The 12,635-nt window shown below is 65.6% G+C and carries 13 protein-coding genes; 3 read left to right on the forward strand and 10 right to left on the reverse strand.

The annotated features are described in order from the left end of the window. Position 1: 1 nt before the first annotated feature. The 3 genes from efeB to FAZ97_RS16070 form a co-directional block, all read right to left on the reverse strand. Positions 2-1,321 (reverse strand): iron uptake transporter deferrochelatase/peroxidase subunit, encoded by a 1,320-nt coding sequence (gene efeB, locus FAZ97_RS16060; protein ID WP_158759452.1) that lies wholly within the window; start codon positions 1,319-1,321, stop codon positions 2-4. A 2-nt stretch (positions 1,322-1,323) separates the two neighbouring features. After that, positions 1,324-2,484, reverse strand: a complete 1,161-nt coding sequence (locus FAZ97_RS16065; protein ID WP_158759453.1) for an NHL repeat-containing protein — start codon at positions 2,482-2,484, stop codon at positions 1,324-1,326. Positions 2,485-2,578: 94 nt separating this feature from the next. Further along, on the reverse strand, positions 2,579-4,093 hold the full coding sequence (locus FAZ97_RS16070) for a carbohydrate porin (protein WP_158759454.1): 1,515 nt from the start codon (positions 4,091-4,093) through the stop codon (positions 2,579-2,581). 320 nt (positions 4,094-4,413) lie between these two features. Here FAZ97_RS16070 and FAZ97_RS16075 point away from each other — a divergent pair, with 320 nt between their 5' ends. Both FAZ97_RS16075 and FAZ97_RS16080 read left to right on the forward strand, forming a co-directional pair. Then, on the forward strand, positions 4,414-5,274 hold the full coding sequence (locus FAZ97_RS16075) for an arylamine N-acetyltransferase family protein (RefSeq protein ID WP_158759455.1): 861 nt from the start codon (positions 4,414-4,416) through the stop codon (positions 5,272-5,274). A gap of 26 nt (positions 5,275-5,300) precedes the next feature. Next, positions 5,301-6,005, forward strand: a complete 705-nt coding sequence (locus tag FAZ97_RS16080; protein ID WP_158759456.1) for a methyltransferase family protein — start codon at positions 5,301-5,303, stop codon at positions 6,003-6,005. A 7-nt stretch (positions 6,006-6,012) separates the two neighbouring features. On the opposite strand, the gene FAZ97_RS16085 is transcribed toward FAZ97_RS16080, so the two are convergent. The 7 genes from FAZ97_RS16085 to FAZ97_RS16110 form a co-directional block, all read right to left on the reverse strand. Beyond that, positions 6,013-6,792, reverse strand: a complete 780-nt coding sequence (locus tag FAZ97_RS16085) for a hypothetical protein (RefSeq protein WP_158759457.1) — start codon at positions 6,790-6,792, stop codon at positions 6,013-6,015. Between the two features lie 86 nt (positions 6,793-6,878). After that, positions 6,879-7,019: a hypothetical protein gene (locus FAZ97_RS35220; protein WP_199272137.1), complete on the reverse strand. Its 141-nt coding sequence runs from the start codon at positions 7,017-7,019 to the stop codon at positions 6,879-6,881. Further along, positions 6,994-7,998, reverse strand: a complete 1,005-nt coding sequence (gene cydB / locus FAZ97_RS16090) for a cytochrome d ubiquinol oxidase subunit II (RefSeq protein WP_158759458.1) — start codon at positions 7,996-7,998, stop codon at positions 6,994-6,996. The genes FAZ97_RS35220 and cydB overlap by 26 nt, the downstream gene beginning before the upstream one ends. A gap of 37 nt (positions 7,999-8,035) precedes the next feature. Then, positions 8,036-9,466 (reverse strand): cytochrome ubiquinol oxidase subunit I, encoded by a 1,431-nt coding sequence (locus tag FAZ97_RS16095; RefSeq protein WP_158759459.1) that lies wholly within the window; start codon positions 9,464-9,466, stop codon positions 8,036-8,038. Between the two features lie 409 nt (positions 9,467-9,875). Further along, positions 9,876-10,064, reverse strand: a complete 189-nt coding sequence (locus FAZ97_RS16100) for a 4-oxalocrotonate tautomerase (RefSeq protein WP_028205614.1) — start codon at positions 10,062-10,064, stop codon at positions 9,876-9,878. Positions 10,065-10,107: 43 nt separating this feature from the next. Further along, on the reverse strand, positions 10,108-10,884 hold the full coding sequence (locus FAZ97_RS16105) for a class II aldolase/adducin family protein (RefSeq protein ID WP_158759460.1): 777 nt from the start codon (positions 10,882-10,884) through the stop codon (positions 10,108-10,110). Between the two features lie 10 nt (positions 10,885-10,894). After that, on the reverse strand, positions 10,895-11,857 hold the full coding sequence (locus FAZ97_RS16110; RefSeq protein ID WP_158759461.1) for an urea transporter: 963 nt from the start codon (positions 11,855-11,857) through the stop codon (positions 10,895-10,897). A 191-nt stretch (positions 11,858-12,048) separates the two neighbouring features. On the opposite strand from FAZ97_RS16110, the gene FAZ97_RS16115 reads away from it, so the two are divergent. Next, a complete protein-coding gene (locus FAZ97_RS16115) occupies positions 12,049-12,630 on the forward strand; it encodes a putative glycolipid-binding domain-containing protein (protein WP_158759462.1) in 582 nt (193 codons plus the stop codon). Positions 12,631-12,635 lie beyond the last annotated feature (5 nt).

Below are 12,635 nucleotides of genomic sequence, written 5' to 3' on the forward strand. Positions count from 1 at the left end.
CTTAGGCGCTGAACAGCTCCGCGCCGATGAACGAGCCCGCTTTCGCACCGGGCGGGCACGCGAAGATCGCGCTGCCCACGTGCGTCGTGAACTGGTTCATCATGTCGAACTTCGCGAGCTTTTCGTTGATCGGAATGAAGCCCGTGCGCGGGTCGGCCTGGTGCGCGACGAAGATAAGACCCGCGTCGTATTCGGTCTCCTGGCGCCACGGCGGCCAGCGCTCGATGTAGAAGTCTGTGCTGTCGTTGTACGAGTACGAGCGGCGCAGGATCTGCGCGCCGTTGTTCGATGCGCGATTCGAGAGCCGCACGTGCGAATTCTCGGGAATCAGCGGATTGCCGTCTTTATCCTGAGCGTCGAGATCGACGTTGTCGAATTCCTTCTTCTGGCCGATGGGCGCGCCGCTGTACTTGTGGCGGCCGAACACCTGCTCCTGGAAGCCCAGTTCCATCTGGTCCCAGTGCTCGAGCGTGATGCGGATGCGGCGCACCACCGTATAGGTGCCGCCCTGCATCCACGGCGCGTCGGCGGCGGTGGCCCAGACGAACTGGTTCATCGCCTTCGGGTCCGTGGTCGGCGGGTTGTTCGTGCCGTCCTTGAAGCCCATGAGGTTGCGCGGCGTTTGCGCGCGCGGGCCCGAGAGAAAGCCCGCCTGGCCCCAACGCATCGTCAGGATTCCGTAGCCCTGGCGCGCGAGCTGGCGCACGGCGTGGAAGGCGACTTGTGCGTCGTTCGCGCACGCCTGCACGAACAGATCGCCACCGGTCTTTTGCGCGATCAGCTGGTCGCCGTTGAAGCGCGGCAGGTCGACGAGCGCGGCGGGGCGCTTGTGTGCGAGACCGTAGCGGTCCTTGTCCTGCGACGTGAAGAGTCCGGGGCCGAAGCCGAAGGTGACCGTGAGACCCGCCGGGCCGAGGCCCAGCACGTCGCCGGAGTCGGGCGCGGGGTGGTCGTCGCCGGTGCCGTCCAGCGTGGCCGCCGGCTGCGCCTGGCTCATGCGCGCTGCGGACTCGGTCCACTTGCGCAGCAGGTTGATGACGTCGTCGCGCGAGGTGGTCGTGAGGTCGAATGCCGCGACATACGTGTGCGCCTGCTGCGGCGTCACGATGCCGCCCTGGTGCTCGCCGTAGAACGGCTCCACCGCGAGCATCGGGTCGGCGGCCATGGCGTGGTGCTTCGCCTCGGCGGCCTGGGCGAGGCCGCTCGTGGCCACGCCTGCGCCAAGGCTCGCGCCGACGCTTGCGCCCAATGCAGCACCGGCTTTCAGGAAGCCGCGCCGCGCGGGGCGCGATGGGTTGTTGGGAGTATCGTCGGAGGACATGATTATTTAGCCAGCACGAGAGTGTTCACGTCGTCTTGCACGTAGTAGAAGCCGTCGCCCGCCGGGGTCAGTGCGATGCCGAAAAGGTCGCCGTTGCCCGGGGGAGTTTGCGCCTTGTCGGTATCGATCCAGCGCGCATACAACTGCTTTGCCGCGACCGGATCGATCTCGACGACCTGGCCATTCAAGGCATTCGTCACGAGCAGGTGGCCTTGCGGCGTGGTAATCATGGCGAGCGGGCGGTGCAGCAGGCCGTCGGCGGTGAGCTGGCGGCCCACGCCCGCGCTCGTGTCGCGCGTGAGCGGGTCTTCGATCACGTTGATGCGGTTGCCGATCGCATCGGACACATAAAGCAGCTTGTTGTCAGCCGAAAGCGCGAGGCCGGTCGGGCCGACGAGGAACACGCCCTTGTCCGCCTGCGCGCCGAAGCCGCTCGCGACCACCGTCTCGCTCTTCACGACCGGCGCCTGGCCGCTCGGGATGTCGAGATCGAGGCGCAGCACCGTGGCCTGCTTGAACACGGGCGGATTGCCGTCCGCGCCGCCGACGCCGAAGCCCGCGTTGCTCACGAACAGCGTGGCGTGATCGCCGTTGTCGACCACGGCCATGTTGCCCCACGGGTCGTTTATGTTCGGACTGCTGATGACCTTGGCAATCTTGCCGCCGCTGTCGAGCACGATCATGCAGCCCGCGCCCTTGGTACCGGTTGTGCCGTCGTTGCTCGGCGTGCTGCCCACGATGACCCAGCCCGACTTGAGCATCGTCATCGCGGTCGAGAGGCCGACACCGCCCGGGCACTCCTTGAGATCGCGCGGAATCGTCGCGAACAACGTCATCTGCTTCGTGTCGGGGTGATAGTCGACGATAGTGCTGCCGGTGCCCTGCAGGTTGGCTGCGTTGTTGAAGTTGTCGACCAGCACGTCGCCTTCTTTCACCGTGCCGGCGGAAACCGGCGCGACGAAGATCGCATACGGGTTCTGGTCGCCGTTGTCGGGCACGGTGTTGATGAGCGTGGTGTGGTGCTTGACGGTCTCGAGCAGGCCCTGCGGGTCGGCGTGGGCCGCGAGCGGCGCACCGGCGAGCACTGCCGCGGCGGCCAGCGCGAGCGCCGAGCGGGTCGCGTGGACCGTGCATTGCAGGAGCGTGCGCGTAGCGTGTTTCATACTGAATCTCCGTGCCTCGCGTGGCCGCAGCGCGTGCGATTGGGAAAACGCGAGGACTTGGGGTTGAACATGGGTCGGTTGCGCTGGTGTGGACTTAGAACGTGATGTTGGTCCGCACGCCCACCACGAACGTGTTGCGAAGCGGCGCGGTCGGGTCCTGCGGATTCTGGCCCGCGCCTGCGTTGAACGTGTATTGCGCGTCCGCCTGCAGCAGCCACCACGGCGTGACCTGATACTGATAGGTCAATTCGAGTGCCGTTTCCTGCGTGCGCACGCCGTACGGACCGCCGGTGAACATCTGCTGGTCGAGGTCCAGGTTGTGCACGTTGTTGCCGACCTTGATGTAGGTGGCGGCGAGGCCCACGCTGTCGTTGTCGCGGCCCTTGAACGGCGCCTTCATCACAATGCCGAGGTTGGCCGCGAGGCTCACGAGATTGCGGTCGCCGGGCGCGCCCATCACGCGTGCGAATACGCCGATGCTGCGCGGCTCGTCCGGGTCCGGGCGCCAGATCATCTGGTCGGCCACGGCATAGAAGCTGTAGTTGCCCTGGTGCTGCGCCGGGATGCCGGTCGAAGCCGGGTTCGCGAGCGAAAGCCCGGTGTTGTCGAAGCGCTGGTCGGCGAACGAGTTGGTGTTGTACCAGAAGCCCACCTTATAGGTGCCCGGCAGGCTGTGATTGTCCGCGCTGACCAGTTCGCCTTCGGACGGCTGGTTGATGGCGTATTGCAGTTCGCCGATCCACAACGTGCCGTTGTGAAGATTGAAGTTCGTACCACTAAGATTGTTCGGATCGTTGCCGAGCGGGTCGCCCGAGAACACGCCCACGAGCCCGGTCACCGACGGCGTGATCTGTCCGCGTACGCGAACGCCGAGACCGGCGAGCGGATAGGCGGGGCCGCCCGATGGCATGTCGTACGAGGGCAGCGCAGGCCAGCCGAACATCGTGTTGACGAACAGCGCGCCGTACTGGCTCACGATGAATTCCTGGTCGAGACTCTGCTGACCGACCTTCACGTCGAGGCGCTTGTTGAAGAACGATTGCTGGTACCACAGTTCCCACAGGCGCGTGGTCGGCGTCGCTTCGATGCCGCTCGCCGTGTTCAGCGTGCCGAGGTTCGACGTGCTCAGATTGGTGCCGTGAATCTGCAGGGCGCTTACGTTGAAGAGGCCACCCGGAATGCCAAGTGCCTTGCTCGTGTCGACCTGAACCGTCGCCGTCGTGAGGCCGTCGTACGCGCCGCCGGTCTTGAGACCGCCGCGCAGGTTGGCGAGGTACTCGCTCGTCTCCGTGAGCTGGAATGTCACACCGTATTTGCCGAGCCACGGCCGCAGCCCGCCCATGTCACCGAGCATGTTCTGGCGCGACCAGAAGCCGGTCCAGAAGTTAGACGGCTGCGCCTGAATGGCGAGGTCGGCTTCCGGGGCTTCAGGGGCGGCGTCGGGGTTCGCGTTGCTCTGCGCGCGCGCTGCGCCGCATGCGAATGTCGCGCTCGCGGCAAGCACGGCAATGGCGCGCAGCGCTGGTGCTCGCCGACGCGCCGGGCGGCCTGGCGCAGCACTGCGCGAGCAGGCCGGCGCGGGCACGCGGACGGTTCGGGTCAATTCCATCGTATTCCTTACTTATTGAAATGATTGCTTGATTGATCGCGTTGGCGTTTGTTATTCGCAAGCCGCTGAATGCCCGACATCTCCAGACGGCGCCATCGTACTAATAGTGAATGCGAGCGTCAACAAAAACGAGAATGATTCTCAACCGTTTTACGCTTGTTTTACGCGGCGTCATCGGAATCCTTACGAATACCTATCTTTTGTGCATTTGCGCATTACAGATAGTCAGGTTTAGACGAAATAGTCAGGCGAATGAAGTCGCTTATCATCACGGGTGTGAACGCACGTTCGCCGCTCAAACTTCGAAACAAACTGGCTCCATGACCGACACTTCCCCACGCCACGAACTCGATCTCGACGCGTACTTCGCGCGCATCGGCTACAGCGGTCCACGAGCAGCAACGCTCGCTGTGCTGCGCGAATTGCATCGACTTCATCCGCTCGCCATACCGTTCGAGAATCTCGATCCGCTTGCCGGGCGGCGCGTGTCGGTCAAGCTGCCGGACATTGCCGGGAAACTCGTGGCGCGGCATCGCGGCGGCTACTGCTTCGAGCACAACACCTTGTTCGCGCATGGGCTCATGCAGCTGGGCTTTTCCGTGACGCCGCTTGCCGCGCGCGTGCTGTACGGCCAGGCGCCGGGCGCGCGCACGCCGCGCACGCATATGCTGCTGCGCGTGGAGGCCGAAGGCGATTCGTGGATCGTGGACGTGGGTTTCGGCGGCGCGACGCTGTGCGCACCGCTCCTGCTTTCGACCGAAGCGGAGCAGCAAACGCCGCACGAACTGGCGCGGCTCGTGACGCTTTCAGCCAATGAGCGCAAGCTCGAACTGTTCGACGGCGAGAAGTGGTTCGACGTCTATCGTTTCGAGTTGACGCCTGCGGAGTGGGTCGATTACGAAGTGGCGAACTGGTACACGTCGGCGTCGCCCGATTCGTTCTTCACGTTCAGCCTGATCGCGTGCATTGCGCGCGAAGGCGGCCGCGCGATTCTGTTCAACGATCGATTGACCGAGCGCGACGCGCAAGGTCAGGTGAGCGAGGAGCGTACGATTGCAAATGGAGAGGAACTCGCACAGTGTCTGCGCGAGCGGTTCGGCATCGATCTCGCGCGCGGCGACGCGGCGCAGCGTATCGACGCCGGTGCGCTCTATGCGCGCATGACTTCGCGCAGCGCATAGCAGGAAGCGCGCGCAAGGAGGGCATCATGACTGAGCCGAAAATGACGAAAGCACTCATGGCGAAGCTGTTCGTGCAAGTCGTGGTCTGGTTCGGGTTGATGGGTGTGCTGCTATTCGTTTCCGCGGGCACGCTGGCCTGGACGGCGGCGTGGCTCTGGCTCATCGAGTGGGCGTTATGCGGCGTGTGGATCGGCCTGTGGCTCGGGCGCGAGGATCCGGGGCTGCTTGTCGAGCGGCTTGCGCCTTTCGCGCAACGCACGCAGCAGCCGTGGGACCGCGTGTTCATGCTGTGCGTGTCGGTGGGATTTTGCGCGTGGCTGTGCCTGATGGGCATCGACGCCGTGCGCATGGGCTGGTCGCGTGTGCCGTTGTGGCTCAGCGTGCTCGGCGCCGTTTTCATCTTTGTCGATATCTACGCGACGCGCGCTGTCTTCGCGGCGAACCGCTTTGCTGCGCCCGTAGTGAAGATTCAGAGCGAACGCGGACATACAGTCAGCGACACGGGCCCGTATGCTTACGTGCGTCACCCGATGTATGGCTTCGCGCTGCTCTTTCTCGCCGGCACGCCGCTCATGCTCGGTTCGTGGTGGGGGCTGGCGTGCGTGCCGGTCATGGTCGTGGGGATCGGCTATCGCGCGGTGCGCGAAGAGCAAACGCTCGCTGAGAATTTGCCCGGCTACCGCGAGTATCTGGCGCGCGTGCGTTATCGCTTCGTGCCGGGCATATGGTAGTAGGGGACTAGCGCGTGGCGGGCGAAGTCAACGCTTGCGCGTAGCGGCGATAAAGCCAGGCGAGCGCCGTGGTGGTGAGCAGCGCGAACACGATATTGCCGATGCTCTGAGCAATGGCGAGCACGGTGAGCCAACCCGGTTGCCGCACGATTTCAGGCGAGACGCCCGCGAGCCCCATGCCGATGAGCGCGATGAGGCCGCATACGGCAATTGGCAGCGCGGCGACGAAGGTGACGCCAAAGAGGCTCCAGAAGTGTCCGCGGCTGTCGCGCCATGCGGCGCCGAAGGCGATCGGGCTGCCGATCGCAAGCGCCGGAAAGAGCAGCGAGAGGCGCACTGCCACGAACATCCAGATCGCAAGGACCACCAGAAAGAGGAACGCCGCGCCGCCCTGGTACTGAGGCCGCAGCACGACCCACAGCAGGAGCGCGAATGCGCCAAGCGCGACCGCCAGAATGAGTCCGACCGCGAATACACGCAGGAACGGCTTGGCGCCTGCCGGCATGAGCGGCGCGCTGCGCTCGCCTAGCAGCACGAAGCGCGAAATCTTCAGCGTGAACCAGAGGTAGACGAGCGAATTCAGCAGCGAGGCGAGATTGCCGAGCGCAGTGAGCCCGGCGGAGGGCGTCGCCCCTTCGGCGGGCACTGGCCGCCCGGCGAGCCCGAACCAGCCGAGCGCCGCGTAGATCACAAACGTCGCCAGAACGAGAACCGGCATTTGCACGGCGGCCTGCCAGGCGCTCGCCCACGCGCGCTTGACGCATTCCATGAAGGTCATCTGTTGCATGAAGGTTTCACACGGGTGACAGAGAGCCTACAGTCTAACGCGGCGCCGTGAAATCGAGCGCGCTCATGCAAATTTGCTTTCGCGAATCACTTCACGGCGAACAGCGTGAGGTTCATGAAGACCTTGAACGCGAAGCCGAGCGACACGGCCGCACCCACGCCCGCACACCAGAGGAGTACGAACCAGAGCCAGCCGGGCAGCTTAGTGGTAGTGATGAGTGTCGCCATGACGCACCTTGCCTCTAAAGACCCAGTAACCGAGCATCGTGTACGCGAGAATGATCGGCAAAATGAATGCTGCGCCCACGAGCGTGAACGTCTGGCTTTCGCGCGGCGCGGCTGCTTCCCAGAGCGTGAGGCCCTGCGGAATCGCGTAGGGCCACAGGCTCACGAGCAGGCCCGCATAGCCGAGCAGCACGAGCCCGATGGCCGCGATGAAGGGCGTCTTGTGGTGGCGCGCATGCACGGCCCAGCGCATCCACGCGGCGCAGGCGAGCACGAGCAGCGGCACCGGCGCGAGACGCCAGAAGAGCCCCGAGCGGAACCAGCGATCGGCGATCGCGGGGTCTTGCAACGGCGTCCACAGGCTCACGAGCGCGATGAAGCCGAGCAGCATGACCGTGAGCGGCCAGACGAGCTTGCGCAGGCGGCGCTGCAGATCGCCCTCGGTCTTCGCGACGAGCCAGCAGCAGCCGAGCAACGCGTAGGTCGCGACGAGCCCGAAGCCCGAGAGCAGGCTGAAGGGCGTGAGCCAGCCGAAGGCGTCGCCGGCGAACTGGCCGCCGTCCATCGGTATGCCTTGCAGGAAGGCGCCGAGCGCGATGCCCTGGAAGAACGCGGCGCCGGTCGAGCCGCCGATGAACGCGAGGTCCCACAGATGCTTCGTGCGATTGGCCTTGGCGCGAATCTCGAACGACACGCCGCGGAAGATCAGGCACGCGAGCATGAACACGAGCGGCAGATACAGCGCGGAAAGCACGGTCGAGTACACGATGGGGAACACGGCGAAGAGCCCTGCGCCGCCGAGCACGAGCCAGGTCTCGTTGCCGTCCCACACGGGGGCGACCGTATTCATCATGAGATCGCGCTCTTCCTCGTCGGGAAAGAGCGGAAACACGATACCGATGCCGAGATCGAAGCCGTCCAGCACCACGTAGAGAAGAACGCCGAGCGCGATGATCGCAGCCCAGATGACGGTGACATCCATTTGCTTGTTAGCCTCGTAACGATGAATGCGGGGAGCCTCAGGCGTCGATCAGCTGATCGGCGGCGGACATGGGGCGGCGTGCGGTCTGACTCACGGTGAGCGCAGGGTGGGCTACGCGCGGTTCACGCGGCTCGTGCGGCTTCGTGTCGGGCAGCGCGGGACCTTTGCGCAGCAGCTTGAGCAGGTAGTAAATGCCCGTGCCGAACACGAGGAAGTACACGGCCACGAACGCCATCAGCGAAACGCCCACCTGCTGCGCCGTGAGCGGTGACACGGCCTGCGCCGTGCGCATCACACCGTAGACCACCCAGGGCTGGCGGCCGGCTTCGGTCGTGACCCAGCCCGCGAGCAGCGTGATGAAGCCCGTCGGTCCCATGGCGAGCACGAAGCGCTGGAAAGCGCGCGATTCGTAGAGCGTGCCGCGGCGGCGCAGCACCCAGCCCATCACGCCGAGCAGAATCATCAGGAGGCCTAAGCCGACCATGACGCGAAAGCTCCAGAACAGCAGCGGCGAATTGGGACGTTCGTCGGCAGGGAAGGACTTGAGCCCCTTGATCTCGCCGTCCCAGCTATGCGTGAGGATCAGGCTGCCCAGATGCGGGATGGAAACGGCGTAGCGCGTGGTCTCGGCCTGCATGTCGGGAATGCCGAACAGGTTGAGCGCGGTGCCGCCTTGTTCGGTGTCCCAAATGCCTTCGATCGCGGCGATCTTGGCAGGCTGATATTCGCGCGTGTTCAGGCCGTGCGCGTCGCCCACGAAGGCTTGCACCGGCGCGAGCACGAGCAGCAGGCCGAGCGCCATCGAAAACATCTTCTTGATGGCGGGATCGCGCCGCCCCTTGAGCAAGTGGTATGCGCCGCTCGCGGCCACCACGAGCGCGGCCACGATGAACGCCGCGATCGCCATGTGCGCGAGACGGTATGGGAACGACGGGTTGAAAATGATCTTGAACCAGTCGACCGGCACGACGTGGCCATCGACGACCTTGAAGCCTTGCGGCGTCTGCATCCAGCTATTCGAGGCGAGGATCCAGAACGTGGAGATGAGCGTGCCGACGGCGACCATCAGCGTCGCGCCGAAGTGGGCGCGCGGGCTCACGCGGTTCCAGCCGAACAGCATGATGCCGAGGAAGCCCGCTTCGAGAAAGAACGCGGTCATGACTTCGTACATGAGCAGCGGCCCGGTGATGGGACCCGCGAACGACGAAAAGCCCGACCAGTTGGTGCCGAACTCGTAGCTCATGACGACGCCGGACACGACGCCCATGCCGAAGGCCACGGCGAAGACCTTCGACCAGAAGAGGCAGAGGTCCTTGTAGAACGGCTGACGTGTTTTGAGCCAGCAGCCTTCGAGCACGGCGATGAAGCTGGCAAGCCCGATGGAAAGCGCCGGAAAGACGATGTGAAACGAGACGGTGAAGGCGAACTGCAGCCGGGCCAGGTCGAAGGCGGAAAGTGACGTGTGCATGTGCGTGCCTGTTGCTTGCTTACCGGGAAATGCGCGAGGGAAACTGCGCACGGCACCGCAGTGGGGGCGCTGCGGTTGCGTGCAATGGACGTAAGCGTAGGGGAACGGCGGCGGTTTTGCTGCGCTGCGACGTGCGCCAGCGTGTCGCAGTCGTCAATCTCAATCAGGCGTGAACATGCGCTAACGCTTTGATAAAGATCAATTTAGATTAAGCATTCGTTGTGCAGGCGGGATGCGCCGGGGGTATGGCGCTGCGGCAATACACCGCGCAGCCGCAAGGGGTGCGGCAATGCGCCTCGGGGTGCGGCGCGGGGAATCGTGCGGGGGAGGATTTCGAGCCGCCTGGCGACGCGAGCGATGCGCGCGACGCCAGGCGGAAACGATAAGGAATGCGATGGAAATGAAAGCGTCAGCGCGGATCGCTCCAAAGCTTCCCGGCGGTCGCCCAGTTTTCCGGTTTCACGTCGTGAAAGATGATGTCGACGGATTGCGGCTCGACGCCGAGCACCTTGCAGGTGGTCTCGGTCAGTGCCGCCGCGAGCTGGCGCTTTTGTTCGACGCTGCGGCCTTCGAACATTTCGATGTGGAATGTCGGCATGCGGGTCTCCTTGAAAAGTCAGTGATGCGATGCAATGGTGTGGCTAGTCGTGATACGACGAATCGATGCGGTCGAGCTTGCGCAGCAACGCTGGCCATTCGAGCACGCCTTCGATCGCGCCGCCGTCGCGCAGCTGCTCGGCGGTGCGCTCGGCCACCTCGGGCGGCGGCAGGACGAGCGGCACGCCGCCGGCCTGCGCTTGCAGCTGGATTTCGCAGGCCTTGATGAGCGTCGCCATCAGCACGTAGGCCTCGGCCACCGTGCGGCCGGCGGTGAGCGTGCCGTGATTGCGCAGCAGCATGGCCGGGTGTGCACCCAGGCTTGCGGTGAGGCGCGTGCCTTCGGCAGGCGTGAAGGCCAGGCCTTCGTAGTCGTGCCACGCGAGTTGGCCGTAAAAGCGCAGCGCGTGCTGCGAGCCGGGCAAGAGGCCGTCGCGCTGGATCGATACGGCAATGCCCGCCGTATTGTGCAGATGCATCACGCACACCGCGTCGGGCCGGGCGAGATGCACGGCAGCGTGCAGCGCGAAACCGGTGGCGTTCACGGGGTGCTCGCTTGCGCCGACGATGCGGCCTTCGGTGTCGATCTTCACGAGGTTCGAGGCGCACACCTCGTCGAAGGCGAGGCCGAACGGATTGATGAGGAAGCGGCCAGGCTCGTCGGGCACGGCGGCGGAAACATGCGTGTAGATGAGGTCGTCCCAGCCGTTGAGCGCGATGAGGCGGTAGGCGGCGGCGAGATCGACGCGCAGTAGCTGCTCGGCGGCGGAGCGCGGCGCGGTTTCGGCGCAGGTGCTCGTCGGGCGATGGGCGAAAGACATGGCGATTCCTTCAGCGGACGGTGGACTCTTCGGACTCTTCAGGCGGCGTGGATGCTGCACGCAGCCCGCGCAGGCGGCGCGCGGCCAAATGCACGGTCCAGCTCGCCAGCACGAACGGCGCGGTCAGCACGGGCAATCCGCAGCGCACGGCGGCCAGATGCAGGGCCGCGGCGAGCATGGTCGCACAGAACGCGGCGCGCGTGCCGAGCGCGCAGACCGCGAGCGCGGCGAGCGCGCCATTGAAGCCTGCGAGGCCCGCGTCGAAGGCGTCCGGGCTCGCGCCGCACGCGAGTTCGAGGGCGCTCGCGAGTGCCGCGCCGCCGAGCGCGTAGGCGGCCGCGCGCCGCGAGGACCAGGCGAGGCCCGCGAGCACGCACAAGCCCGCCGCCGCGCCCGATGCGAAGGTGGTTTGTGCGAGGCCGCTCAACACGCCAGCCGCGGCGTGAACGACTGCCGCGAGCGGCGAGGCGTGCGGGACGAGCGGTGCAATGGCGATCGTGGTGGCGACGGGTTCGCTGCCCAGATGCAGCGGCAGCCAGATCCAGGTCGCGATGAGGCAGGGCACGGAATAAAGCCCGAGCCGCGCGCGAGTGAGCCAGCGGTTCAACGGCCCGGCAATCCACGCGCTCGCGCCGCCCGCGATGAGCGCGAGCGCGGCCGCCGTGCCCGCGTCGCCGACGAAAGTGAACGCCGCGAGCGCGGCGAGGGCGCCGTTGTAGCCCGCGAGGCCTTCATGGATCGCGGTTTCGGCGTGGCCCGCCACGAGCGCGCAGACGTTGGCCGCTGCGGCGCCGAGCACGGCGGCGAGCGCCAGCCGCCAGTCGGTGAGCGCGAGCGCCGCGAGCAGGCACGCGCCCGTTCCCGCGTGCGCCTGCAGCACGATCTGGCCGAGGCTGCGCAAGAGCGCGCGCAATGCGAGGCCTGCGGCGGTATCGGCAGTGCGGCCGGAAGCGGCGGAAAATCGGGCGAACATGGTGAATGCGGGCGAAGGCGTGGCGTGCGGATACAGGCGAGTGCGGCCCCAGTGCGAAGCGCACGGGCGGCCAGAATGCGAGGATAGGCGATGCAGGCCGCCTCGCGCATGCGCGTAGGTTGATAGTCGTTATTTGCCGCCGCGTTACGATACGCACACGGCGGTTGCCGTGATCTCTGTGGAGGCGAACGATGCGGGAAGTGCGATGGGCATCCGAAACGGGCGAGGGCATCGAGCATCTGGCGTTCGATGCGCATTGCGGCCCGAAATATGGCGAGAAAGGCGACGCGATTCGCGCGGAAAGCGTGATCGTCGGCGAGCGCTACGGCAAGTCTTATGGCTTCGCCTACGCCATCGAGTGCGACGCGCTTTGGCGTGTGCGTTGGGCTGCATTTCGCGTGATGGGCGGCGGCTCGCTCGTGCTCCACAGCGACGGCAAGGGCCACTGGACCGACGGGGAAGGGCGCGCACTGAAAGCGCTCGATGGCTGCATCGACATCGACATCGCCGCCACACCGTTCACGAACACACTGCCAATCCGGCGTCTGGGTCTCGCGCGCGGCGAGCGCCAGCCGATTCGCGTGGCGTACATCGCGGCGCCGGAGCTTGAGCCAAAACCGGTCGAACAGGCCTACGTGTGCATCGAACGCGACCGCGAATACCGCTACGAGGGCATCTTCCGCGATTTCACGGCGAACCTGCGCGTGGACGAAGATGGGCTTGTGATCGACTATCCCACGTTGTTCAGGCGTCTGCCGCTGCCGGAACGGTAAAAGGG

This window comes from Paraburkholderia acidiphila (genome assembly GCF_009789655.1).
Lineage (GTDB): Bacteria > Pseudomonadota > Gammaproteobacteria > Burkholderiales > Burkholderiaceae > Paraburkholderia > Paraburkholderia acidiphila.